24 protein-coding genes are annotated in these 24,621 nt (G+C 46.9%); 20 read left to right on the top strand and 4 right to left on the bottom strand.

The annotated features are described in order from the left end of the window. Positions 1-302: 302 nt before the first annotated feature. On the bottom strand, positions 303-1,799 hold the full coding sequence (locus K8R76_06255) for an oligosaccharide flippase family protein (GenBank protein ID MCD4847774.1): 1,497 nt from the start codon (positions 1,797-1,799) through the stop codon (positions 303-305). 339 nt (positions 1,800-2,138) lie between these two features. Here K8R76_06255 and K8R76_06250 point away from each other — a divergent pair, with 339 nt between their 5' ends. Continuing rightward, on the top strand, positions 2,139-2,366 hold the full coding sequence (locus K8R76_06250) for a hypothetical protein (GenBank protein MCD4847773.1): 228 nt from the start codon (positions 2,139-2,141) through the stop codon (positions 2,364-2,366). Positions 2,367-2,509: 143 nt separating this feature from the next. Here the strand turns inward: K8R76_06250 and K8R76_06245 are convergent, their stop codons facing one another. Beyond that, positions 2,510-3,442 (bottom strand): NAD-dependent epimerase/dehydratase family protein, encoded by a 933-nt coding sequence (locus K8R76_06245; protein ID MCD4847772.1) that lies wholly within the window; start codon positions 3,440-3,442, stop codon positions 2,510-2,512. Positions 3,443-3,516: 74 nt separating this feature from the next. Between K8R76_06245 and K8R76_06240 the strand changes: the two genes are divergently transcribed. From K8R76_06240 to K8R76_06210, 7 genes are read left to right on the top strand one after another with little or no spacing between them, the layout of a single operon-like run. Next, positions 3,517-4,725 carry a pyridoxal phosphate-dependent aminotransferase family protein gene (locus K8R76_06240; GenBank protein MCD4847771.1) on the top strand — a complete coding sequence of 403 codons (1,209 nt, stop codon included), beginning with the start codon at positions 3,517-3,519 and terminating at the stop codon, positions 4,723-4,725. A gap of 13 nt (positions 4,726-4,738) precedes the next feature. Then, entirely contained in the window at positions 4,739-5,863 is a 1,125-nt protein-coding gene (locus K8R76_06235) for a GNAT family N-acetyltransferase (protein MCD4847770.1), read from the top strand. 20 nt (positions 5,864-5,883) lie between these two features. Further along, complete coding sequence (locus K8R76_06230; GenBank protein ID MCD4847769.1) at positions 5,884-7,671, top strand: alanine--tRNA ligase; 1,788 nt, start codon at positions 5,884-5,886, stop codon at positions 7,669-7,671. Next, positions 7,668-8,591, top strand: coding sequence for a hypothetical protein (locus K8R76_06225; protein ID MCD4847768.1), 924 nt, complete (start codon positions 7,668-7,670; stop codon positions 8,589-8,591). Before K8R76_06230 ends, K8R76_06225 begins: the two co-directional genes overlap by 4 nt. Before the next feature lie 44 nt (positions 8,592-8,635). Continuing rightward, positions 8,636-9,670 (top strand): M42 family peptidase, encoded by a 1,035-nt coding sequence (locus K8R76_06220; GenBank protein ID MCD4847767.1) that lies wholly within the window; start codon positions 8,636-8,638, stop codon positions 9,668-9,670. A gap of 21 nt (positions 9,671-9,691) precedes the next feature. Then, a complete protein-coding gene (locus tag K8R76_06215) occupies positions 9,692-10,738 on the top strand; it encodes a DUF1028 domain-containing protein (GenBank protein ID MCD4847766.1) in 1,047 nt (348 codons plus the stop codon). Further along, positions 10,722-11,396: a hypothetical protein gene (locus K8R76_06210; GenBank protein MCD4847765.1), complete on the top strand. Its 675-nt coding sequence runs from the start codon at positions 10,722-10,724 to the stop codon at positions 11,394-11,396. Before K8R76_06215 ends, K8R76_06210 begins: the two co-directional genes overlap by 17 nt. Before the next feature lie 81 nt (positions 11,397-11,477). Here the strand turns inward: K8R76_06210 and K8R76_06205 are convergent, their stop codons facing one another. Both K8R76_06205 and K8R76_06200 read right to left on the bottom strand, forming a co-directional pair. Next, positions 11,478-11,663, bottom strand: coding sequence for a hypothetical protein (locus tag K8R76_06205; GenBank protein ID MCD4847764.1), 186 nt, complete (start codon positions 11,661-11,663; stop codon positions 11,478-11,480). A gap of 305 nt (positions 11,664-11,968) precedes the next feature. Continuing rightward, a complete protein-coding gene (locus K8R76_06200; GenBank protein ID MCD4847763.1) occupies positions 11,969-12,571 on the bottom strand; it encodes a hypothetical protein in 603 nt (200 codons plus the stop codon). Between K8R76_06200 and K8R76_06195 the strand changes: the two genes are divergently transcribed. The 12 genes from K8R76_06195 to K8R76_06140 all read left to right on the top strand — a co-directional run bounded on the left by K8R76_06195 (position 12,564) and on the right by K8R76_06140 (position 24,616). Beyond that, entirely contained in the window at positions 12,564-14,126 is a 1,563-nt protein-coding gene (locus tag K8R76_06195; GenBank protein ID MCD4847762.1) for a hypothetical protein, read from the top strand. The two genes, K8R76_06200 and K8R76_06195, sit on opposite strands and share 8 nt — an antisense overlap. Then, positions 14,127-14,510: a RuvX/YqgF family protein gene (locus K8R76_06190; protein ID MCD4847761.1), complete on the top strand. Its 384-nt coding sequence runs from the start codon at positions 14,127-14,129 to the stop codon at positions 14,508-14,510. After that, positions 14,507-15,505 (top strand): endolytic transglycosylase MltG, encoded by a 999-nt coding sequence (gene mltG, locus K8R76_06185; protein MCD4847760.1) that lies wholly within the window; start codon positions 14,507-14,509, stop codon positions 15,503-15,505. Before K8R76_06190 ends, mltG begins: the two co-directional genes overlap by 4 nt. A gap of 82 nt (positions 15,506-15,587) precedes the next feature. Beyond that, positions 15,588-16,112 carry a hypothetical protein gene (locus tag K8R76_06180; GenBank protein MCD4847759.1) on the top strand — a complete coding sequence of 175 codons (525 nt, stop codon included), beginning with the start codon at positions 15,588-15,590 and terminating at the stop codon, positions 16,110-16,112. A gap of 23 nt (positions 16,113-16,135) precedes the next feature. Next, positions 16,136-17,269: an SPFH domain-containing protein gene (locus tag K8R76_06175; protein MCD4847758.1), complete on the top strand. Its 1,134-nt coding sequence runs from the start codon at positions 16,136-16,138 to the stop codon at positions 17,267-17,269. Continuing rightward, on the top strand, positions 17,270-18,931 hold the full coding sequence (locus K8R76_06170; protein ID MCD4847757.1) for an AMP-binding protein: 1,662 nt from the start codon (positions 17,270-17,272) through the stop codon (positions 18,929-18,931). Positions 18,932-18,933: 2 nt separating this feature from the next. Then, positions 18,934-19,704 carry a 3-deoxy-7-phosphoheptulonate synthase gene (aroF, locus tag K8R76_06165; protein ID MCD4847756.1) on the top strand — a complete coding sequence of 257 codons (771 nt, stop codon included), beginning with the start codon at positions 18,934-18,936 and terminating at the stop codon, positions 19,702-19,704. A 30-nt stretch (positions 19,705-19,734) separates the two neighbouring features. Further along, positions 19,735-20,772 carry an ATP-dependent 6-phosphofructokinase gene (locus tag K8R76_06160; protein MCD4847755.1) on the top strand — a complete coding sequence of 346 codons (1,038 nt, stop codon included), beginning with the start codon at positions 19,735-19,737 and terminating at the stop codon, positions 20,770-20,772. Between the two features lie 16 nt (positions 20,773-20,788). Next, complete coding sequence (gene gap, locus K8R76_06155; GenBank protein ID MCD4847754.1) at positions 20,789-21,805, top strand: type I glyceraldehyde-3-phosphate dehydrogenase; 1,017 nt, start codon at positions 20,789-20,791, stop codon at positions 21,803-21,805. Then, positions 21,778-22,992: a phosphoglycerate kinase gene (locus tag K8R76_06150; protein ID MCD4847753.1), complete on the top strand. Its 1,215-nt coding sequence runs from the start codon at positions 21,778-21,780 to the stop codon at positions 22,990-22,992. The genes gap and K8R76_06150 overlap by 28 nt, the downstream gene beginning before the upstream one ends. 3 nt (positions 22,993-22,995) lie before the next feature. After that, entirely contained in the window at positions 22,996-23,763 is a 768-nt protein-coding gene (gene tpiA / locus K8R76_06145) for a triose-phosphate isomerase (protein ID MCD4847752.1), read from the top strand. Between the two features lies 1 nt (position 23,764). Further along, positions 23,765-24,616: a CPBP family intramembrane metalloprotease gene (locus K8R76_06140; protein ID MCD4847751.1), complete on the top strand. Its 852-nt coding sequence runs from the start codon at positions 23,765-23,767 to the stop codon at positions 24,614-24,616. Positions 24,617-24,621 lie beyond the last annotated feature (5 nt).

Here is a 24,621-nt window from a genome sequence, read left to right as displayed (position 1 = left end):
TCCCGGGAACCACGTGCTTCTGGCTATGCTGGTTTCCGGGCTTTCCCGGGAACCACGTGCTTCTGGCTATGCTGGTTTCCGGGCTCTCCCGGGAACCACTTGCTTCTGGCTATGCTGGTTCCAGCGTTCACTGCGGCAAGCCCATTGAAGCATGCGATAGATAATGGTAGAAAGACCCTGAGCGAATATCAAGGGCACTATTCTCTCTTGAGAAGATGAGCTTCAACGAAGCTTCGGACACTGTACTTTGCTGCAGTAGAGTTTTCGTGATGGATTCGGGTTTAATTCATTTCAGCTGCTTCTTACACGGTTTTATGTGGAAATACTTCGCGAATTGCTCTTCCGCCTCCGGTGAACCACCAGAACGGAATGTAGATCAGAACAGGCAGGATCAGAGCGGGCAGAAATGGCATACGCCGGATCAGAATAACTGCAGCGAATGCAGGTATCGAAACAAGAATTGAGATGGCTGCCTCTCTCCAGATCGGCAGTGAATAACCTCTCCTTTTCAGGAATACCCAGTAACAGACAACTATCAGTAAGTTCCCCGCGACAAAGAAAATACCCGCGGAAGGCAATCCGATCACAGGCATAAGCAGAAGGTTCCCGCCTACAACAAGAATCAGTGCCGCAGTGGTGATGGGTACGACCACTCTGACTTTGTTCACGGCCAGGAGAGCTGATACGAGAATATTCCAAAGGTATACCGCTGCAAGCCCTCCAAGGCATAAATAGAGGCATAGCTGCATTTCCGAAGAACTGATGTTTCTTAGGTATTCGCTTCCCCATATGAACCTCAGGAATCTGTCTCCCGCTGATAAGACTGAAAGGGACAGCACTACGGCAAGGCCGATGAAAATTCTGGACATGTTGCCGGTCTGTCGCTTATACCCGCCATCTCTGAATGCACGGCAAAGAGATGGAAACAGTGCGCCCGGTAATAATGTAGGAACAACCAGCAGAAGCATCAACTCGATGATCTTCAGACACTCCTGCCATGCTGCTACTGCGTTTTCACCGAGTATCTGTCTTATAAGAATATTGTCCGCCCTCTGATGAACAACTGTTACCACCCCCATGATTCCAACCGGAATTGAGCTGATGAAAAGTTCCTTTATTTTCAGCATATCTATAGAAGGCAATATCGAGAAGCCGATTCTTTTAAGACATAGAATTGCTATAATGGCTGCAGCAAGAGTTCTAATAACATAGGCTGAAGCAATCGCGGTAAGATCCATTCTGAACTGAATCAGAAGCAGTACAGTTGTCAGGCCAATTATGCCCATTGAAATCCTGCAAATGGACTCGTAGATCATTTTTTCTCTTGCTCTGAAGATCGAATAAATCATCTCGGCAAAAGATTCGAAGACAACAGAAATGCCGATTATTCCGAGAACAAGCATTCTCTCTGAAGATAAATGCAGCAGATAACCAGTCAGCATAAGAAGTGGAAAGCCAAGTAAACAGAGAATTGTCCTGATTGTGAAAGATGTGGAAAGCAGTTCTTGAGTATCAGCGACTCTTACGCTTGAACGCATGTTAATAATAAGTGAAACGCCCAGATCGGACAGGATAAGATATATCTGTCCAAGTGCTATTGAAAAAAGAAGACCTCCGAAATCCCCATCAGACAGATATCTTGCGAGGAACATCATCGATACGAAAAGAGAACCTTTTCCTATAAACTGACCAACAAGCATGAATCCGCTGTTTGCAGCCTTTGATGACCTTTTGGCATCAGTGATAATGCCATCTCGGTCGGAGGGGATGGCGCTTCCTAATTTTAATCTGTTGTTCATCAACATATTTAATCTGGAAAGGATATCCGGAGGCTGCGGTAGAGCCTCCTCGCGACTCTGCATTTTCTATATTTTCCGTATGGCAGTGCGATTCTCCCGTCTCCCTGTAGTAATGGTTGGTTCTGACTGATAGAACGCTACAATACCCAACTGATTGAGAAGTAACAACACTGTTACTGAAATGGAGTTCTTCGGTATCAAGGCTCGATAGCAGCGGTTCGGTGTAGTGGGAAACTTCGCGAGTACGAATCACAGTGGTACCGCGATGTCATGGTTGTCGGAAACGGCACCTGTGTCGGAGTGGGGCATACGGATTACGGCGGCACGGGCAGGATCTTCTTGGTAGAGATCGATGAGAGCGGTGTCCCGATACGGGGGATGTTTATAGGCACAGACGGCTTCTTCGACATCGAAAGCGAGAGCAATAGGAATCTTGATTTCAAGCCATTCCTGACAGCGGGAACATCAACGATACTTCCGATATTGGTTCCGCAGCGCCGGCAACTGATTCAGAAGCCTGAATCACGGTTTCAGGGATATCTTTGGGAGAGACCGCAGGCCCGCTGACGAGTATGCCAGGTTTCTGGTATTGATTGGATATGTGTATGTAGTTATCTGTAAGAGAATATATCACAATGTATAATATATATAGCAAGATCAACCTTATGTGCTTCGCCATCAAATCGAAATATGCTATGTCAAAGATCTCTTTATGATTTACTTCGTATCCAGTTGAAGGTCTCTTCCAGTGCCTGTTCTACAGGGATGGCTGGTTTCCAGCCGGTTATCTTTTCCGTCAGTCCATTCTCCAGTTTCCAGTCATGAGCCAGGAGTTCTTTACATTTGTCCCTGCTGAAGAACGGGGTTGCACCGATCATTGAAGAGAGTGCCTCTGACATGAATCCGGCTGAGTTAATCAGAAATGGAGGTATTCTCAGATGAAAGATCCTTCTTTTTGCTGCCTGCTGCAGAAGTCTATGAAAGTCCTTCCAGGAAAAGAGCCTGCCGTAGGATGGTTCAAGGGTTTTGCCAACAGCTTCCGGATATTCAGGTAGGTGTGCTATCAATCGCGAGAGGTCTGGCGCATAGGCAAGAGCGAATCCCCCTCTGTTTATCCATGGCGATACGAAAAGACCTTTCAGTGCAAGCCTTAGTATCGGGGTAGAGGCAGGATCACGCGGCCCGAATATCGCAGGTGGTCTGACGATTATCCAGTTCTCGGTATCTCTGACGGCATATTCACCCAGCAGTTTGCTTCTTCCGTAGTTGGTTACCGGTCCTGTTCCCCCCGGACCAGATGCTGCCTGGCTGGATATGAAAATGAATAAAGCATCACTGGCGAATTTCTCTCTGGCAATGAGCATGTTCCTGGTTATCAGCGCGTTAGCTTGATCGAATTCCTCCTGGCTGCCGGCGCTTGTCGCACCGGCTGAATGAATAATCACATTCGCGTTTGCCAGAACGGAGCCAATTGAATCAGGGTTCATAAAATCGACTCGGCTTACTGTGCATTCCGGTGGTATATTCGATACGGATGAATATTGCCTGAGTAATACATAGGTGGATATACCCGCATTAATGAGTATTTCCGCTATGTGGCTTCCCAGAAAACCGGAAGCTCCTGTAAGTACTGATTTATTCATAATCACCGGAATCCGTTGACTTGCGTGAACATCCTGATTAACTTCCTGCGCAATGCTACATGTTGATTTAACCGATGGCAAGGTGGAAAATGGAAAACGCGCAAAGAGATGTCTTCCAGAAGTGTTCCGAGTTTGACAGATTGGAGAAGGTTCGAGAGTCCGGTCTCTATCCATATTTTGTGCCTCTCGGAGGTCATGTAGGGGCTGAGATGGAGATCGACGGACACAGCATCATCATGCTGGGTTCCAACAATTACCTTGGACTGACAGACCATCCGGTTATTATGGAGAGAGCAAAGGAAGCTATCGATAAATACGGCACGGGTTGTACAGGCAGTCGTTTCCTTAACGGCACACTTGATCTTCATATTGAGCTTGAAGATAGACTTGCCAAATTTCTGGACAAGGAAATGGCAATAACTTTTAGCACCGGATTTCAGTCTAACCTTGGAGTGATCTCAACAATTGCCGGCAGGGATGATCTTATCTATCTGGACAGAATGGATCATGCTTCAATAATTGACGGCTCCAGAATGAGTTATGCCCGAGTATTGAAATACAGACATAATGATCACGATCATCTCAGATATATGCTTGAGAACAATCGAGAACATCCGGCTGTAATCGTAACAGACGGCGTTTTCAGTATGGAGGGTGATCTCGCGAATATTCCCGGACTTGTGGAAGTCTGCCGGGAATTCGGAGCAAGACTCATTGTGGATGATGCGCACGGAGTAGGTGCGATGGGCCCGAGGGGGCGTGGTACAGCGGAACATTTTGGCTGTCATGATGATGTTGATATTCTGGTCGGAACTTTCAGCAAATCATTTGCCTGTATTGGAGGCTTTGCTGCTGGTCCCGCCGAAGTTATGGAGTATATCAAACATACAGCTCGAACAATGATATTCTCCGCCAGTCTGCCGCCCGCAGCTGTCGCAACGGTTATTGCCGCACTGGATATTCTGGAGAAGGAACCTGAACTTGTCGCAAAATCACACTGTGCTGCTGAACGCGCAAGACAGGGGCTTGCTTCTCTTGGGTTCAATGTAGGCAATTCAGAAGCTCCGATTGTACCGATTATCGTTGGCGACGAAGTTCAGACACTCGTGTTCTGGAGGAAACTCTTTGAAGCCGGTGTTTTTACAAATCCTGTTATCAGTCCTGCTGTTGCTTATGGTGGTGAAATGCTGCGTACCAGTTACATGGCTACACATACGGAATCCATGATTGATAGAGCCCTTGAGATATTCAAGAAGACCGGGGAAGAACTCGGCATAATCTGATCCGGGAGGTTCGATGTCTTTCACAATCGAGGAAGTGACCAGCAGGAATCAGCTAAGAGAGTTCATCGATCTGCCATTCAGACTGTACAGGGATAATCCTTACTGGGTTCCACCGATCAGGTTTTTTCAGAAGGAGCTTTTCAATAAAAAGAAGCATCCTTTTCATGAACATGGGGATGTTACTCTTTTGGTCGCCCGGAACGATCAGCGTGAAGTTACAGGACGCATTGCGGTAATAGTAAATCATACACATAACGAATACCATAATGAGAAGACCGGTTTTTTCGGGTTCCTCGAGAGTGAGGAGAATTCCGGGCTGTTCAAACTGCTTCTTGCTGAAGCTGAAAAAAGGCTTCGTGAAGCAGGTATGGATACAATCAGAGGACCGATGAACTTCTCCACAAACGAGGAGTGTGGTCTGCTTGTAAAAGGTTTTGATTCCAGACCACCGATAATGATGCCTTACAACTACAGGTGGTATGCAGACGCTCTTGACAGTAGTGGATATCTTAAGAGCAAGGATCTGCTGGCTTATTACCTGGATTCGGATAAAACCGATTACTCCAGGTTTTCCCGTATTGCTGATCTCGTAGTAAAAAGGCACGGTATCAGAATCAGGGATTTCTGCGTGAAGAATATTCACCGTGAAGTACCGGTAATCATGGATATTTACAATGATTGCTGGCACGATAACTGGGGATTTGTACCTATGAGCAAAAGGGAACTCGATATGATGGCTGATGAACTCAAGATGATAATGCTTCCCGAGCTTGGTCCGATTGTTGAGATTGAAGGAAAACCGGTTGCTTTTGCCATTGCGCTTCCGGATGCAAACCAGGCATTTGCCAGAGCGAATGGCAACCTCATCCGTGCAGTATTCGCGTTGAAAGTTCCTTTGTTCCGCACGAAGATCAATCAGGTAAGAGTGCTTCTTCTTGGTGTTCGAAAGGAGTTTCGCGGACGGGGAATCGAAGCGCTCCTTATACACAGAATCATAGAGGCCAGTATTGAGAGAAATATGGGCCGGGGGGAACTGTCATGGGTACTTGAGGATAACCACTCCATGAGAAGAATACTTGAAAAAGATCTTAATGCCGATCAGTATCGAACTTACAGAATATTTCAGAAGAACATCTAATCTGATATTTAAGGAAAAGAATGACTTCAGATGAATTGAAACAGCTCTATATCGATTTTTTCAGAGAAAGAGGACATACTGTTATTCAGGGCTCATCACTGATCCCTGAAAACGATTCCACAATACTCTATACACCTGCCGGTATGCAGCCGCTCGTACCATTTCTCCTCGGTGAGAAACATCCAGCCGGCCGGAGGCTGGTTGATGTTCAGAAATGTGTACGAACGGGAGATATTGATGAAGTAGGTGATTCCACACACCTGACCTTTTTTGAAATGCTCGGTAACTGGTCTCTCGGCGATTACTTCAAGCGTGAAGCGATTGAATGGAGTTATGAGTTCCTGACATCCGGAGAATGGCTTGGGTTCGGAGTGAACCAGATTCATGTCACTGTATTCGAAGGTGATGATCAGGTGCGTCCTGATGAAGAAGCAGCTGCTATCTGGGAGGAAACCGGTATTCCTCGCGACAGGATATACTTCATGGGACGGAAGGATAACTGGTGGGGACCTACCGGAAATACCGGACCATGCGGTCCTGATACCGAGATATTCATTGATACAGGAAGAACTCCATGTTGCCCGGATTGCAGACCGGGATGCGGCTGCGGGAAGTATTTCGAAATATGGAACGATGTCTTCATGCAGTACCGCCGAACAGAAGACGGCAGCTACGTTCCGCTTGAACAGAAGAACGTTGATACCGGCATGGGCGTGGAAAGAACCATAGCCATGATGAACGGTTCCGAGACGGTATTCGATATTCGCGAATTCCAGCCTTTATTCGGTTTTCTGAAAAAGTTCGCTGGTATTGGTTCACAACCTGACAGCGAAACTATCAGGTCTCTCCGGGTTATTTCAGATCATATCAGAACAGCCACTCACATTCTTGGCGACGATCAGGGAGTACCACCCTCGAATCTCGACAGAGGATACGTTCTCAGAAGGCTGATCAGGCTCGCGATAAGGCATGGCAGAAAGCTCGGGATTGATGAACCGTTCACTCACAGGCTCGCAGAGGTTGTATTAGAAACGGAAGCTTCCGCTCACGATGAACTTGCCAGGAACAGAAGATTCATACTGGATGAGCTGTCGTCGGAAGAAATACGTTTCGAGAAGACATTGCAGGCAGGATTGCGTGAATTCGATAAATTGCTGCCCAACCTTCAGAAAAATCCCGCAAAAACCATTCCCGGAAGAATAGCATTCAGATTGTATGACACCTACGGATTTCCTGTGGAGTTCACAGCTGAGATGGCAGCGGAACATGGCATGACTGTTGACATGAGCGGTTACAGCAAGGCATTTGAAAAACATAGAGAGCTTTCCAGACGGGGAAGTGAGAACAAATTCAAAGGTGGCCTTGCTGACAACAGCGAAATGGTAACAAAGCTGCATACTGCTACTCACCTTCTACACCAGGCTCTTCGAGATGTTCTGGGAGAACATGTGGAGCAGAAGGGAAGCAATATCACGGAAAAGAGACTGAGATTCGATTTCAGTCACCCGGCAGCAATGACTGTTGATGAGAAGGCTGATGTTGAGTTGAAAGTAAATGAGATAATTGCTTCTGATCTACCTGTAAATTGTGTGGAAATGGAACTTGAGGAGGCTCTTGAAAAGGGTGCAATAGGTTTATTCCGCAGCAAGTACGGTGAGAAAGTAAAAGTATATACGATTGGGAATTACTCGATTGAAATATGTGGCGGTCCCCATGTCGCTCATACTGGAGAACTCGGGACGTTCAGAATCGCTAAGGAGATGAGTTCTTCCAGTGGCGTCAGAAGGATAAGGGCGGTGCTTGAATGAGATTGATTCCCCTGATCTTTCTGACTGTCTTCTATTCCGCGGCAGCAGGAGACATCACTGATTTCTCAGGAACCTGGGAAACAACTTATGGCACACTCTTTCTTCGTCAGGATGGCTCTTCTGTAAGCGGTCACTACACTCTCGAAGGATATTCTACAATAGAGGGAGAAGTAGGGGCTGATGGACGACTGGTTTTTGCCTATACTGAACAGTCTGCTTCCGGTATGGGATGGTTCGATCTCTCTGATGATTCCATGTATATCACCGGAAAGTGGAGACCTGACGGAACCAGGCAGTGGTTCGACTGGGAGGGTTTCAGGGCCGGTTCAGGAGCAGAATCATCAAACTGGCTGGTAATACTGGAATCCGAATGGCAGGTTTCCATGACAGAGCAGGAATACTCCTTCGGCGAAATGCTTTCGTCCTGGTTTGCCAGGGTTCCAGGCGTGAGTGTAAGACATAGATTCATTCATGATACAGATGACCTTTCCGCATTCTGTCTTGAATCCTCAGGATTACCAGGGAACCTTTACCTTGTTATAGCATCGCATGGTTCTTCAGCTGGAATCGAACTTGCCTCAGGTGCTGTTTCCATTCGCGAATTCACCGACGCCCTCGAACCCTGCCGGAATCTTGCCATGGTTCACTTCAGCTGCTGCGAAATAATGGCTGGAAGGACTCCGGATGCTATAATCTCATCAAGAAGAAACTGGCCTGAAGGATTTCTTGTATCAGGATATACGCAGAGTGTTGACTGGGGAGCCAGTGGTATTATCGAGATATATTATCTTAATCAGATACTGGAGAATGGGCTTGCACCGGTTGATGCCGCGAACAGCGTAATCGAAGATATTGACTTTGCGGGTGAATCATCCACCAGATGGATGGAAAGAGCTGGATTTACATGGGTTACACACTGATGAACCCGGATATTCTATGTTGCTGAAATGAAAGGATCAACGGAATGGATCTCCTGAAAAAGATGTGTGAAGCAGACGGAGTATCGGGCCATGAAGACGAGATAGTAGTTCTGTTTAAGGAGGCCCTTGAAGGTTACGTTGACTATTTCTCAACGGATGCAATGAAAAACATAATTGCGTTCAAATCGGGTACGGATGGAGATTCACGTCTGAAGGTAATGCTTGCGGGTCACATTGATGAGATTGGTTTCCTGGTAAACAACATCGATGCAAAAGGTTTCGCATCTGTTGTACCTGTAGGCGGATGGGATTCCGCGAATATCATGGGACATACTGTCCGTGTTCATACCAGAAACAGCGGCGTGCTGACCGCCGTGATGAATCGAAGATGGGAACCAACGCTCAAGCAGCGCAACACCACAGCTGAGAAAGACAAACTGTACCTTGATTTTGGTCTGCCGGGAGACAAAGTAAAAGAAATGGTGGGTCGCGGTGACTGGGTCTCGATGGATACATCCTTTCGCGAATTCGGTGATTGTCTTGTAGCGAAAGCATTCGATGACCGCATCGGAGCGTACATCATCATAGAAGCCATGAAGAAATACAATAATCCATCCATCGATGTTTATGCGGTTGGAACTGCTCAGGAAGAAGTGGGGCTGCGGGGTTCAGCGGTCGCCGCACAGACGATAAAACCTGATATTGGAATAGCAGTGGACATCACCGGCTCAGGAGATACTCCGGAATTTCCGGCAAGAATGAGAATCGCTGAGCTTGGCAAAGGTGTTGCCATCAAACAGATGGACGCCAGTGTAATATGCTCCACTTCTCTTGTGGAATACATGAGAAAACTCGCTGAACAGAATAACATCGATCATCAGATGGAAATACTTGTTCGCGGCGGAACGGATACTTCCAGTATGCAGAGATTCGGTCCGGGCGCGCATTCCACGTGTCTTTCCATACCCACTCGATACGGTCACAGTCCTGTGGCTGTCATTCACAGGCACGATGTTCAATGTGCGATAGATCTGCTTGTCGCGTTCCTCAACGATATCGGATCCGACACAGAACTGTAACTTACTGAAGGGAGCTGACGAATGATACCGTTACTCGGTGTAATAATGGTAATTATCGGAATAGTGCCAATCACTGAGGATTATAGCGGATGGACTTCAACCTTCTCGATAGCCGCATACGATTCTTATACGGGTGAACTGGGTGTGGCTGTAGCATCCTGCGTGCCTTTCGTTGGTCATGAAGTCCCCTGGGTTGAGGCTGGAACAGGCGCAATCGCTACGCAGGCTCAGGTCAATCGGGCTTTTGGTCCGGATGGTCTTGACCTCCTTCGTGAAGCACTTTCTGCCGCCGATGTGATGGACAGTCTGATAAGCGCGGATCCTGAAAGAGAAGTTCGTCAGCTGGGAATTGTTGATGCAGCTGGAGAAGCTGTTTCATTCACAGGGAGCGAGACTTTCAGCTGGTCCGGAGGAGTTACCGGAAACGGATACGCTGTTCAGGGTAATATTCTGACAGGGGAGGATGTCATTCTTGATATGGAAAGCACTTTCCTTCGTACTGAAGGACCTCTTGCTGTCCGGCTTCTTGCCGCTCTGCAGGCGGGTGAGGACGCAGGTGGAGACAGCAGAGGAAAACAATCAGCTGCCATCCTGGTTACTCGAGCAAACGGCGGTCATCATGGCTGCTCTGACAGGTTTGTTGATATCTGTGTTTCAGATCACGAAAATCCTGTTTCAGAACTGATCAGACTCTATGCAATCTGGGAGGAGTACAACGTATTTCCTGTATATCTTGATGCCGGAACTGAACTAGAAACTCAATGGGCACTTGATATCATGGAGAGAAGTCTTCAAAATACGGAGCCGGATCCCCAGGTTCTCAACTATTATGCCTGGACACTTGCCGAGAGGGGATTACAGCCTGAGAGAGCTGTCGCATTAGCGGAGCAGGCCCTGGAACTGGCACCGCAGGATCACAATATCATGGATACACTGGCAGAAGCTCTTTTCCGAAGCGGTGATGCCGAATCCGCAGTGGAGTGGGAACTCAGAGCTCTCGAACTGGATCCTGACAACGGGTTCTATCAATCACAACTGTCCAGATTCAGAGATGAACCGGAAGAATAAAACTGCCATTTCAGCAGTCGCGAAAAGCTTCATTTATGTTGCCGTTCTCAGAGATACAGCACTGAATACATCAGGTGTCATCGAACTCAATCCGGAGCGGGACCCGGATAAGAAGTGTGTAAGAGTCGGGAGGATGTCAGGATTAAGGCATGCCGGTCAGATATTCGGTAAATGCCGTTTCAAAAATAAACGTTCCATTCTAAAAGGCTATACAACTGAATATGAAAGCGACGGGATCAGATCAAAGCTCGAGGTCGGCCTGAAACTGGAAAGAGCTCTTATCCGGCAATTAAGGCATGAAGGCTGGACAGTTATTAACAAACCTCCTAAACTGGACTGTTTCGTTTACGTAATCGAACTTGATCCTTCTGTCAGTAAACACAGGGATGTCAGAAGGAACAATCCGGAAGCCAGATCAGCAATGGAGTGCCTGTACGTAGGACAGACAAGAAGAAGCCCTGAGGAGAGATTTCAGGAACATCATACAGGCTTCGGTCAGAAAAAAGGTGGAAGACATCTCAGAGGGAAATGTTTGAAACTCCGTCCTGATCTTTACGAATTCTACAATCCCATGCCGCTGCTTGAATCACTCGAACTTGAGCGAGATCTTGCTGAAGACCTCAGAGCAAAGGGTTACACGATTCTGGGCGGTCATTGATCTTCTTTGAGTTTTCAGGAGAATCCATATTTGTCAATTTGTTTTGCAGGTGGTGGTTATGCGATCCTCCGGCAGTATTCTTCAGCCGCGAGTAGATCCTCCACGCATACTAATGAATCCTGCAACTCCAAGCCCTATTGAAATAACGGCAAATGCAATGCGAAGACCAGGATTAGTGACAATAGGGGTTATACCCTCAGGAGTAATCATCAATCCGCCTACAATGATTACAAAAGCCCATGTTAGCGGGCCGACAAAAAATTTCATTTTCTTTCTCCTTCCATTTGGGATTTATACAATCTAGCTTACTCAATAGCTGAAAAGCAATTCTGTTTCGATAACCACCCCCACATCGTCTGTTTTGCATCAACACTTCTGATGATGATTATACAACGTCTGCATATTCCAATTTATGCTCATGCAAAATTAACCTAATTGTCAAGTAATATGTTGTCAACCTGAATAATTGTACTGCGATATATTAGAATGTACAGGAATCCTGTTGGATTATATAGATATGAAGAGTATTCATAACCCTGTGGATTGATATTGTGGTTATCACCGTTGTGCTATCAGTTGCCGTTTCCGGATGCAATACCGATCATCAGGAAAATTGTCATTATGACAGCTATGATGAGGGCTGCTTTTGCTTTCTTTGGAGAGGATTCACGGTTCAGGAAGTAGATAAACCATCCGATGGGGAAAAAGAGAAAACAGAGACATCCCATACCGGCGGAGAGCTTGTCAGGAGCTTCCCGGTGGTAGTGGTGATGGATTTCCTTGACAGGAGTGTCCTCTGGTTTACCTGTCCATCCGGGGTCGAATTCGTGTTTGTGGAATGTTGACCTGCAATACTGGCATACGTAAGTCTCACCCTTGAACTCACCAATTTGAGCACCACAGTTAGGACATTTCATTTTTCTCTCCCCATATTCTTCTCCATCTGGAATATTGTAATCTATCCGCAATATACCGAAGTGTCCATCACCCCATGAAGAAAGTGAACTGGCATGGGCAAGTGTTGTGAATTCGCGGGATAGAATAGTATCTTTAAGTATGTATTCAAAAGCGGGACTGTTATTCGGAATCAGGATTAATTCTCTCAGAGGAGCAGCAGCTTCAGAGTGGGAAAATAACAGGCTGAAGCTTATTGCTGCCGGCATCACATTGTCCATTCTTATCCCTGGTATTTACTTACTGTTTCATTTCCTGTTTTCATATATCTATGGCCTTGAAAGCACCTTTACGGGATTTGGTATTGCCCTTGCTCAGAGGCTTCTTGGAATGACTTTCATGTCGATTGGGATCTTTATTGGTATTTCATCTTTCATCACTGGAGTCTCTGCCATGTTCAGATCGGGGGAGACTTCCCTGTTGCTTACCCTTCCCGTTCGGGACAGGATGGTTGCGTTTTTTCGAATGATTGAGAGCTGGTTCAATGCTGGATGGGCAACAATTCTCCTTGGGATTCCAATTTTAATCGCATTTAATGTTTCTCTTGAATACAATTATTTTTCCTCTTTCATTGCACTCGCTCTATTTCCATTTCTGTTAGTTATATGGGTTTCATCCGGTACTATTCTGCTTGGAGCATCAATTCGAATGAGCCAGAATAACGGCAAGCTCTGGAAGGCGGCATTAATCCTTGGATTAATTGTATCTGCGGGTATCTATCTTGTTCTGAAAAGTTCCGGACCTGAAGGTATGGTAGCCAAAGAAGCGACAGCGTTGGAAGCAGTTCATAAGTTCGTTGCTGATCTGCCTGTAGCCGGGGGTCGGTTCTGGCCTCATATCCTTTTTGGAAATGCCGTATCCTCGGTTAATAACGGAATCTGGCTGGAAGCTATTCAGAATGCAGGTATCCTGATCCTTGAATCAGTTATTGCATTGTTCCTGGCTTACATCATTATCTGTCCCGGATTCAGAAAACGGTTCTCTTCTGTATCCACCGTCTCTTCCCGCAGGAGAAGCAGCTTGCTGCTGCTTCGTTCCCGCGGCAGATTCAGGACAATGCTTCAGAAGGATATTCTTATCTTTCTGCGGGATCCGGTGCAATGGAGTCAGCTTCTTCTACTGGCAGGACTGTTCCTGGTTTACGCATTCAACATAAACAGATTTCCCATGGACGTAGGTAATCCTCTCTGGCGATCGATAGTTGTTTACCTGAATTTCTCTTTTTCATGTTTTGTGACTGCTACCATTCTCGTAAGATTCACATTTCCGGCAATCAGTCTTGAGGGCAGTGGTATCAGTTACATCCTGCAGCTTCCAGCCGGAAGAAAGATGCTGCTGAAAACAAAATTACTTGAGTCATTCCTTTTCATTACTCCATTTATCATTGGAATTGGTATCTGGTCTACAATCGCAATAGGTGCCGGGACAGTGCTTGTAGTTTCATCAACTGTTGCTCTGGGGCTTATGTGCATTGCTCTGGTCAGTATCAATACCTGTCTTGGCGCGGTGTTTCCCCGTTTTGACAAAGGCAGTGCAGCAAGCATCGCAAGCGGTCACGGAGGGATAATCGCCGCATGCGCATCCATGGGTTATGTTCTATTTGCGGTTTCTGTGCTTGGCATGACAATTCGCCGTGCTCTTCCTGCAGGCGGATCTGAGCAGACACTTATAGGACCGATGACTGTTGCTCTGATTATTCTTGGCGTTGCAACATGTGTTGTTATGTTGGTTTCTATAAGAATTGGTTATCGTAGCCTTAAAAAGAGAGATTTTTAGTTGACTGAAATAGCGATTGATTACGGAAGAAAGAGAACCGGTTTCGCGATATGTCTCTCCGGTGTTGTTCTTCCCCAGGATCCTCTGTTGGATACTACCTGGGCAATGATCGCGCAGAGGATAAGAACTCTGCAGAGCAAGTACGATAGCGGTACAGTGGTTCTTGGCCTTCCACTTACGTCTTCGGGTAAACCGACTGAGCTTTCCAATGAGGTGGAACTGCTGGCTGAATATCTCGCTCGAGAAGGATTTGAAGTAGAACTAATACGGGAAACCGGTTCAACAAAAGAAGCAATAACGCAGATAACAGATGATCGCAGAGACGGGAAACGAGATTCTCTGGCTGCGGCAATCATACTCAAACGATATCTGGGGCAACCATGAAACGTGCCGCTGCATTAGTTATCCTCGGTTTGATTATTCTGTTACTTACCGGCCTTATTCTCATGAAATGGTGCGGAAGACCGTCTGGTAACGGTAAAGACTGCGTTTTTACTGTAGAGAGAGGATGGGGAGTCAGGCAGATCGCTGAAACACTGGCGGATTCAGGGCTTATTCGATGTCCGGTCTATTTTCTATGGAGATACTCGCAGGTACATAACTCTCCATCGTTGCAGGCGGGTGTTTATCATATTACTGATAGCATGTCTCCTGATTCGATTCTGAGAATCCTGTCAACTGGAGATGTGATACCCGTTGAAACAAGCTGGGTAACACTTGCCCCTGCTCTTACTCTGGAACAATCCCTTGATATATTAAATGACAGCCTTGGCTTCAGCCGGACTTCGCTGGACAGCCTGTCACGGGATTCATCCTTTCTGTCATCATTGGATCTGCCTACTCTGGAAGGATACCTTTTCCCTGAGACATACGAGTTTGCTGATTCTCTGCAGGCCGAGCAGGTTCTCAGGAGAATAGTTGAAACAGGCATATCCAGATGGCCTGCAGACAGGATAGAGCTTCTGGAGAGCTCAGGTCTCAGTGTTCATGAGACAATCATTCTTGCTTCGATCGTTGAGAGAGAAGCAAAAGTTGACTCTGAAAGGGAGGTTATCTCCGGTGTATTCCTCTCAAGAATGAGATGTGGCATGAAACTGGAAAGCTGTGCCACAGTGCAGTATGCTATTGGAGAGGTCAGGGAAGTGCTTCTTTACAGTGATCTTGAAATTGACAGTCCATACAACACATATCGCGTTACAGGATTACCTCCAGGACCGATCTGTTCTCCAGGAGAGAGTTCGATATCTGCTGCTTTCAGCCCGGATATAGCTTCAGGAAACCTGTATTTTGTCAGTATGGAGGACGGTTCCGGACGGCATCTCTTCGCGAAGACGCACTCAGGGCATCTCGCGAACATCAGATCACTGCCTGACAGATGATGGATTGACAGGACCGTTTGGTTTTATTCTTATAATGCATGAAAAATACGATACACACTATATTTCAAAGAAAGGATAGAAGATGAGTGAAGAAAGAAAACTGGGGTTTCTGGAAAAGGCGATTCGCCTGATTCCGGGATACAAGGGATATAAAAGAAAAGAAGAGCGGCGTGATAACGATCAGCTTTTTCGTTCAGGTCTAACAGCTAAACTCGAAGAGCTCAGAATCAGAGTAAACGAGATACCTGCGAGTCTTAGAGGACCATCTGCTCTGTCATCCGTGACCGATCTCGACAGGGTCACTAAAAAGATTGAAAAAGTAACTGATGAGATCCGTTTTGCCGCAAGGGGTTATCGAGGTTGGTTTGATATGCATAAAGTCCGCGAGAACGAGCTGGACAAACTCTACGCCTTCGATGTCGGACTTGTGGAAAATATTGAAGAACTTGAAGAGGCAGTTTCTGTACTTGAAGCTGCTGCAGCTGCCGGATCCGATATGAAGGAAGCTATTGGGAAATTGGTTGATATTCTGATAGAATTCAGCAACAAGATGGCTTCCAGAAGTGAACTTATGATCGATCTTGAGAAGAACAAGCCGACTGATTAGATCGAAGAAAGGTTAACATACAAATGTTCAAAAAATTGGAAATTATCGAGTACCTCGATGAAAGCGGCAGGGAGATTGTTCACAGAATCCCAGAAAGTGGTTCAGGGGAGTTTCGACTGGGCAGCCAGCTTGTAGTCAGAGAGAATCAGGATTGTGTCTTTTTCCGCGATGGAAAAGCAATGGATGTGTTCGGTCCCGGAAGACATACGATTACAACCGAGAATATTCCGCTTCTTACCGGTGTTGTCAGCACGCTTTTCGAGGGGAAGGATTCGCCATTCAGGTCTGAAGCGTACTTCGTAGCCAAGAAGACGTTTACCAACATGAAATGGGGAACGAAGGAACCCATCATATTCAGGGATAAAGAACTGGCCATGGTTAGACTCAGAGCGTTCGGCAGCTTCTCAATGAAGGTTGATCAGAGCCAGCTGTTCATCAACAAGATTGTCGGTACTGAGGGGAGATACTCCGTTGATGAGATAGAGGGTTTCCTGAAGGGCATGATTATTTCACGTCTGGCTGATCTTCTCGGCGAGACAATTGAAACCATTTTCGATCTGGCTGAGTATTACGATGAGATTGGTACACTTGCAAAAGCCAGACTTGGAGATGACTTCGGGAAGTACGGTATACAGCTTGTTGATTTCTACGTGCAGGCAATTACACCCCCCGAGGAAGTACAGGAGAGAATAGATGAACGGAGCGCCATGGCTGCGATTGGTGATATGAACCAGTACATGCGTTTCAAAACAGCTACCGCCATGGGTGACGCAGCCGCGGGTGAAGGCGGAGGCGGAGCCGCAGGAGCTGGTGTTGGAATGGGCGCCGGACTTGGCATGGGAATGACGATGGCTAACATGATGGGTAAGACCATGGGAATGGGCGGCGGTCAAGGCGAGGAATCTGCTGCGGGGGGTGCCGCGATGGTATCCTGTCCATCCTGCGGAAAAAATGTGCCTGCGGGTAAATTCTGTCCGGAGTGCGGAAAACCAATGGGTGTTACATGTCCGAGCTGCAATAAGATAATCCCGCCCGGATCCAAATTCTGTCCTGAATGCGGAAAAGTGATCGGTAACGGAAAGAAATGTGTAAAATGTAAAAAAGATATTCCTTCCGATTCACAGTTCTGCCCTGAGTGCGGAGAGAAACAGGAATAAATGCCGGGTACCCTACATGAACTGCTTAAAAGCAAGGCAGCGATATTACCCGATTTCATTGCTCTTGAGGATGACAGACGAAAGCTGACTTATTCCGACTGGCTGCGAGTATCTTCAAACATAGCCTGTCTTCTTCAAAGATCTGGAGCAAAACCCGGGTATGTGATCGGCGTTGTGTCAGACCGATCAGTTCTGCTTCCGTGCGCTTTTGCCGCAATATCCATGATTGGGGCAAGATTCGTTTCTCTTAATCCCGGCTGGCCTGTCCAGGAGAGAGAGAGAGTATTCGGAAGATGGTCGGACCGGCTCGTACTGACGGGAATTGATAATACCGCTTTCGAACTGTCTGATGAGAGCATTCTCTGTCTTGGTGAAAGTGTGTTTGAAGAAGATGAATTGCCCTGTTCTCTTCCTGATGTTGATGAGGATGAGGAATTTTATCTCAATGTAACTTCCGCCTCTACCGGTCAGGCAAAGATCGCCCCGACCACTCACCGTCAGCTGCTTGCGAATACAAAGGGTGTCTGCAGAACTCTTGGGCTTAATCAGGAGGATGTTCATCTATCGCTGTTCGGTGTATTCGGACATCCCCATGAGCTCTTCATGAGAGGTATTTACCTCGGAGGAAAAACAGTACTGACTGAACGAAGATATCCCCGGGATCTTCTTGATGTGATATCCGGCAGTAATGTTACAGCTATAATGGCTCTCCCTACGCAGCTTGGAAGCTTGTCTCGCCTCTGGAAAAGAACTGACGCGGATCTATCCAGGGTCAGAATTGCTGAAGCTGGGGGAATGCATGTTTCTGACGAGTTCGTCAATATTTTCACAGAGCGGACCGGTGTTAACCTGATTTCTGTATGGGGAAGTACGGAAACGGCCGGAGTAGTGCTTGCCGGGCAATACGATTCATCCGGATTCACTTCAGTGGTTGATGGATATGCTGTTGAACTTCGCGATCTCACAGGGGAAATCCTGGAAGGAGACGGCAAAGGTGAACTGTGGATTTCAGGCTCCGGGGTAGTTACCAGGTATCTGGGGGATCGACCTCAGACCGAGGAGTATTTCGTGGACGGATGGTACCGTACCGGTGACATGTTCAGAAAAGAGGATGGTCGACTTATCTTTCTTGGACGACGCGGAGGCTTGATAAAAGCCGCCGGGCTGAAGGTGTACCCCCTCGAGGTTGAACTGGCAATTCTGAAACATCCCGGAATTGTAGACGCGTGTGTAGTTGGAAGGGATCACCCTACTCGCGGTGAGATGCCTGCCGCATATATTGTACCCCGGCCGGGTATTGAGCTGAACGTTGCCGGTATGCGAAGTTTTCTCCGAGAATTCCTTGATGAACACAAAATACCGAGACTTATCAATTTCGTATACGGACTGCCAAGAACAGCCAGCGGGAAAATAGATAGAAAATCAGTGGAAACAAGAGAGATAGTTCCTGACTATAGAGGAGAACTTCTCAGATCCGATGTCGAACTTGTTCGTCTTATTAATACCAGGGCTGAACTTATGACAGAAATTGGAGGAGGTTTTGATCCAACCTGGGTTGATGATCAGGAGGACAACGCTGTAGGTCATAACCCCGGTCCGATTGCTGATAGTTCGATGAGAAAAATAATCAGATTCATAATCAATGAACTTGGAAAGGGGTAAGCTTGGACATCAGATCTGTAACCGTGGGAGATGTCCAAATAGGCACAGGAGTACCCATCCTGATAGCCGGACCATGTTCCGTCGAAAATGCGGAGATGCTCAGAGTAATTGCCGGAGCCGCTGTTGAAGCAGGTGTATCGATACTCAGAGGTGGTTCCTTCAAACCTAGAACTTCTCCCTATTCTTTTCAGGGTCTTGGCCTGGAAGGTCTTAAGCTCCTTCATTCAGTTCGAGAGGAATTCAACATACCGGTTGTCACCGAAGTAATGGCAATTAGTCAAATTGAACCTGCTATGGAGCATGCTGATATGCTTCAGGTTGGTGCCAGAAACATGCATAATTTTTCTTTACTGTCAGCGCTGGGTAAAATCGATATGCCGATACTCCTCAAACGGGGATTCATGGCCACAATCGAGGAATGGCTCATGGCTGCTGAATACATGGTGAAAGAGGGAAATGACAGAATTGTGCTCTGTGAACGTGGAATTCGGACTTTTGAAACATGGACAAGGAATACTCTGGATATTTCCGCTGTACCTCTTGCTCGAATGCTGGGTGGATATCCCGTCATTGTTGATCCCTGTCATGCATCCGGAAGGAGAGATTTGCTTGAACCGTTGTCTCTCGCAGGTCTCGCGGCGGGGGCAGACGGTATTATGCTTGAAGTGCATCCTGATCCTGACAAAGCTCTGTCCGATGGAGGCCAGTCACTCTCGATACCGGAATTGAAGAAACTGGCCTTGAAATTGTTAAAACAAAGTGAACATAAATAAGTCAGCATATGAACAAATAGGAGGTAAGTAATGCATATAGGCATACTTACAGGTGGAGGAGATGCTCCCGGACTTAATGCAGTTATTAGAGGTATTACCGTCAGGGGAAGAAGTCAGGGACACAGGATAACCGGATTTCTCAGAGGTTGGAAGGGTGTAATAGAGAACACTTCAATAGAGCTTAACCTTGATAATGTGCGTGATATTCATATGCAGGGAGGAACTGTTCTTCTTTCTTCTCGAACGAATCCAGTCAGGATCGAGAATGGATTTGAAGGGATCAGCTCGACATACAGGAATCAGGAACTTGACTGTCTCATTGCGATTGGCGGGGAGGATACACTTGGTGTAGCCAGTCAATTAAACGAGCAGGGTCTGTCTGTGATCGGTGTTCCCAAGACAATTGACAATGATCTCAGCGCAACGGACTTCACCTTTGGTTTTGATACTGCGATCAATAATGTCATGAAGACCCTGGATATGCTTCATACAACAGCGAAGAGTCACGAGAGGGTTATTGTTGTTGAAATAATGGGACGTCATGCCGGATGGATGGCGCTGTATGGAGGCATGGCAGGTGGTGCTCATGTAATTCTTCTTCCAGAAGTGGAATTCGATACTGATGAAGTCTGTGATCTTCTTGTGAAGAGATACGATGAAGGACTAAGGTATGCTATTGTCGCGATTGCTGAAGGTGCTGTAGATCCTCAGCTGCAGCGGCATGTGATGCATTCCGCTGCAAAAGACGCATTCGGTCATGTTCAGCTTGGAACCGGTATCGGTGTTGGTGAAGTTCTCAAGAATGAAATCGCCGACAGAACTGATCTTGAAACAAGGCATGTAGTTCTTGGACATATTCAGAGGGGTGGCTGCCCATCCGCTTTTGACCGTGTGCTCGGAACCAGACTGGGCGTAAAAGCGATTGAGATGGCTGAGAAGGGGCAGTTCGGAAAAATGACAGCGCTGCGCGGAACAGAAATCGAAGCAGTTAACCTGGAGGATGCAGTTGGCACATTGAAAACTGTACCTCTTAAACAGTATGAGACCGCGAAATTATTCTTCGGATAATCTGGAGGTTACTAAAATGGCAGTGAAAGTGGCGATCAACGGTTTCGGGAGAATTGGCAGACTCGTCTACAGGCGTTCACTGATGAATTCAGATATTGACATAGTAGCTGTGAATGATCTGACGGATTCGAATACTCTTGCACATCTCCTTAAGTACGATTCGGTGCATGGACGTTTTCCAGGTGACGTATCAGTCCGTGGTGATTCGATTGAAGCAGGCGGAGACTCTTTTCTTGTGCTGTCACAGCCTGATCCCGCACAGCTTCCCTGGAAAGAACTTGGCGTGGATATTGTTATTGAGTCAACCGGTTTCTTCAGGACACGAGAGAAAGCCTCTCTTCACCTTGAAGCCGGAGCGAAAAAAGTGCTTCTAAGTGCTCCTGCCAAAGGAGAGAACGGTGCCGATCTGACTGTTGTCTATGGTGTTAATAACTTGCTTTACAGCCCCGACAAAGATAATATTATCTCCACTGCCAGCTGCACCACTAATTGCCTTGCTCCTGTTGCAAAGATTCTCAATGATACATTTGGAATTGCCCGTGGAATCATGACAACAATCCACGCTTACACGAATGATCAGAAAATACTCGACCTGCCACACTCGGATTTGAGAAGAGCGAGGTCCGCGGCAGTGAATATCATACCAACAACTACAGGCGCGGCAGCAGCAGTCGGACTTGTGATTCCCGAGCTTAAAGGCAAACTGGACGGAATGGCTGTCAGGGTTCCTGTCGCTGACGGCTCACTTGTTGATCTTGTTTGTGAACTAAAAAGCGATGTTTCGGTGGAATCTGTAAACAAAGCAATGAAGGATGCTGCTGACGGGGCTCTTCAGGGTGTGCTTCAGTACTCAGAGGAACCGCTCGTATCCAGCGACATAATCGGGAATCCGTACAGTTCCGTTTTTGATTCTCTTGTTACAAAAACCATGGGTCCGAGAATGCTCAAAGTTCTGTCCTGGTATGACAATGAATATGGCTATGCGTGTAGAATGGTCGATTTTGCATGTTATATGGCAGAGGTCGGGTTGTGAAATATCCGTTACTTCAGGATGCGGAACTTGCCGGCAGGAAAGTATTCCTCAGACTGGATTTGAATGTTCCGATTCAGAACGGAATAATCGCTGATGATTCAAGGATAAGAGCTGCTCTGCCAACAATAAAGTACATCCTCGATAAGGGCGCTTCGCTTATTATAGCGAGTCATCTGGGAAGACCCGGCGGAAAGAGGAATAATGAATTCAGTCTTGCTCCCATAGCTTCCAGGCTTGAGGAGCTTCTTGGACGAAAAGTTCTATTCGTGCCTGATTGTATCGGAGCCAGGGCTGCCACCATGGTAGCATCACTTAGACCTGGTGATGTGCTTCTCCTTGAGAATCTGAGATTTCATCCTGAAGAGAAGAAGGAAGATCTCGATTTTGCCAGAAAGCTTGCATACTGCATAGATATCTATGTGAATGATGCTTTCGGAACCTGTCACAGAAAACATGCTTCATTGAAAGGTCTTCCTGAAATACTTGGAGGAGGGTATGTAGGACTCCTTGTTCAAAAGGAGCTGCATATCTTTGATGAAATGCTTTCTTCACCTGCGAGACCGTTTACTCTCCTGCTCGGAGGAGCAAAGATTTCAGATAAAATACCTGTAATTGAGAATCTTCTTCCCCGGCTGGATCACATTCTGATAGGTGGCGGAATGGCATTCACATTCATGAAGACCTTGGGAATGAATGTTGGTCACAGTCTTCTGGAACTGGACCGTCTTGGAGCGGCGGAAAAGATATTGAAAGAAGCGGAAAAGTCCGGAGTGGATATCTTTCTCCCGCTGGACATAGTCATAGCTCCCTCTTCTGGAAGCCCTGAGAAAGCGAGAATCGTCGCCGCTGATTCCATTCCCGCAGATGAAGCCGGGCTGGACATCGGTCCGGAGACTGTCGAGCAATTCGGTAAGATAATCGAAAAGAGCTGCACTGTTGTATGGAACGGTCCGCTCGGGGTTTTCGAAATACATCCTTTCGACAAAGGAACCAGAAAAATTGCTTCAATTCTTGCCGATGTTACGAAGAATGGGACCGTAAGTGTGGTAGGCGGCGGGGATTCTGTCAGGGCTGTTGTTGAAGCGGGTCTTGAAAAAAGTATATCCTTTGTCTCAACCGGTGGAGGAGCGTCTCTCATTCTTATGCAGGGTAATGAACTGTATGCACTTGAAGCGCTTAGGGGGTGATTGATCCTGAGACAGATAATAGGCGGTAACTGGAAGATGAACGGTTCCCCTGAAAGCGGTGCGCTGTTCATCGATGAAATGAAAACTCTTGGTTCCATAACTGCTCCTGCTGATATTGTTTTTTTCCCACCTTTTACTCTTATACCATTACTTGCAGAATCGGCTTCGGACGCTGGAATAGAAATCGGTGGACAGGATCTGTTCTGGTTCGAAAAAGGTGCTTTCACCGGTGAGATCAGCCCTGACATGCTTAAGGACGCAGGATCTACATGGTTTATCGCCGGTCACAGCGAGCGAAGACATGTCCTTGGTGAGACAGATGAAATCGTGAGGAAAAAACTGGAAGCAGGATTGAAATCCGCTCTCAATGGTATACTCTGCGTAGGTGAACTCCTAACTGAACGTGAAGCAGATCGAACGGAGGCAGTTGTCAGAAGGCAGATTAATTCCGCTCTTGATGGACTGGATAATATTTCGCCCGAAAACTTCGTCATTGCATACGAACCTGTATGGGCAATAGGTACAGGGCTCACCGCAACACCTGAAGAAGCGGAAAGAATGCATTCTCTGATCAGGGAATGGGTATCCTCTATCATCGGGCAGGAATTCGCTGACAACCTGCGTATCCAGTATGGCGGAAGCGTAAAACCGTCCAATGCCGCCACTATTCTCTCAAAACCGTCGGTTAACGGGGCTCTTGTAGGTGGTGCCAGTCTTCATGCAGGCAGCTTTATGGATATTATAAACTCGGTACCTGAATACTCCTCATGAAATGACTCTTCCTGAAGAGCATGGCTCCTGTGAAAATGAATTTCACCAGAAGAAGTTCATTGAAAGAGTATATTCCGGCAAGGTAAGACCGTTTTGTCGCATTGGAATAGCATTTGCGGGATTACTTCTGTGGTTCATGGTCCAGGGGATACTGTCTCTATCTCTGGGTTTCATAGAAAACGATATTCTGAACATTTCCGTTGCAGGTTTCCTGGCTCTTGCGATTCTGTTGCCGCTGTGGAGACTTGTGCCGGGAGTGACTCCGATATCAGGTGCTGATAACAGTTCGATTGTTGCTGCTGTCACTTTTATACTGTTCTGTCCATTTCTGGTAATCCCTTTCTTTACAGGTCTGGAATACATCGGCTTTAACTTCGGATGGTTCCAATTCGCAATGGCTCTTCTGCTGCTGGCAGCGAATGAGGAGGTTATCTGCAGGGGATTCATTCTTGATGCACTGAGCTTCAAGGGGAAACGGATTGTCGGGCTCCTGTTCTCTTCTGTCGTTTTCGCATATCTGCATATATCTAACGATTGTGCGTCAGTTACAGGGATACTTAATATCTTTCTGGTGGGTGTTCTGTTCGGTTTGATCAGGTTCCTGTCAAACGGGCTTGTATACCCCATACTGATTCACTGGCTCTGGAATCTGATTACGGGGATGGTGTTCGGATGGAGCGTGAGCGGGCATACGATGCTGCCATCATTGTTCAGACCGGTTCTCAGGCCTCCATGGGGCGGATTCGGTCCTGAGGAGTCCATTCTTATGACAATCGCTATCGCTTGCTGTCTGGTTGTTATATGGAGGAAGGTGTTCTTATCTGGGAACAGATCCTTGATCAGTGTCAGATAATATTC

The sequence above is a fragment of the Candidatus Aegiribacteria sp. genome (genome assembly GCA_021108435.1).
Taxonomy (GTDB): Bacteria; Fermentibacterota; Fermentibacteria; order Fermentibacterales; family JCC-6; genus Aegiribacteria.
The sequence above is the reverse complement of the archived record's forward strand: the minus strand, read 5'-3'. Positions and strand labels throughout refer to the sequence as shown.

Bases quoted from the DNA above. Each gene is read 5' to 3' on its own strand.
- K8R76_06255 (MCD4847774.1), bottom strand. From the start codon at position 1,799: ATGAACAACAGATTAAAATTAGGAAGCGCCATCCCCTCCGACCGAGAT.
- K8R76_06245 (MCD4847772.1), bottom strand. From the start codon at position 3,442: ATGAATAAATCAGTACTTACAGGAGCTTCCGGTTTTCTGGGAAGCCAC.
- K8R76_06240 (MCD4847771.1), top strand. From the start codon at position 3,517: ATGGCAAGGTGGAAAATGGAAAACGCGCAAAGAGATGTCTTCCAGAAG.
- K8R76_06235 (MCD4847770.1), top strand. From the start codon at position 4,739: ATGTCTTTCACAATCGAGGAAGTGACCAGCAGGAATCAGCTAAGAGAG.
- K8R76_06230 (MCD4847769.1), top strand. From the start codon at position 5,884: ATGACTTCAGATGAATTGAAACAGCTCTATATCGATTTTTTCAGAGAA.
- K8R76_06225 (MCD4847768.1), top strand. From the start codon at position 7,668: ATGAGATTGATTCCCCTGATCTTTCTGACTGTCTTCTATTCCGCGGCA.
- K8R76_06220 (MCD4847767.1), top strand. From the start codon at position 8,636: ATGGATCTCCTGAAAAAGATGTGTGAAGCAGACGGAGTATCGGGCCAT.
- K8R76_06215 (MCD4847766.1), top strand. From the start codon at position 9,692: ATGATACCGTTACTCGGTGTAATAATGGTAATTATCGGAATAGTGCCA.
- K8R76_06210 (MCD4847765.1), top strand. From the start codon at position 10,722: ATGAACCGGAAGAATAAAACTGCCATTTCAGCAGTCGCGAAAAGCTTC.
- K8R76_06205 (MCD4847764.1), bottom strand. From the start codon at position 11,663: ATGAAATTTTTTGTCGGCCCGCTAACATGGGCTTTTGTAATCATTGTA.
- K8R76_06200 (MCD4847763.1), bottom strand. From the start codon at position 12,571: ATGGACAATGTGATGCCGGCAGCAATAAGCTTCAGCCTGTTATTTTCC.
- mltG (MCD4847760.1), top strand. From the start codon at position 14,507: ATGAAACGTGCCGCTGCATTAGTTATCCTCGGTTTGATTATTCTGTTA.
- K8R76_06180 (MCD4847759.1), top strand. From the start codon at position 15,588: ATGAGTGAAGAAAGAAAACTGGGGTTTCTGGAAAAGGCGATTCGCCTG.
- K8R76_06175 (MCD4847758.1), top strand. From the start codon at position 16,136: ATGTTCAAAAAATTGGAAATTATCGAGTACCTCGATGAAAGCGGCAGG.
- K8R76_06170 (MCD4847757.1), top strand. From the start codon at position 17,270: ATGCCGGGTACCCTACATGAACTGCTTAAAAGCAAGGCAGCGATATTA.
- K8R76_06160 (MCD4847755.1), top strand. From the start codon at position 19,735: ATGCATATAGGCATACTTACAGGTGGAGGAGATGCTCCCGGACTTAAT.
- gap (MCD4847754.1), top strand. From the start codon at position 20,789: ATGGCAGTGAAAGTGGCGATCAACGGTTTCGGGAGAATTGGCAGACTC.
- K8R76_06150 (MCD4847753.1), top strand. From the start codon at position 21,778: ATGTTATATGGCAGAGGTCGGGTTGTGAAATATCCGTTACTTCAGGAT.
- K8R76_06140 (MCD4847751.1), top strand. From the start codon at position 23,765: ATGACTCTTCCTGAAGAGCATGGCTCCTGTGAAAATGAATTTCACCAG.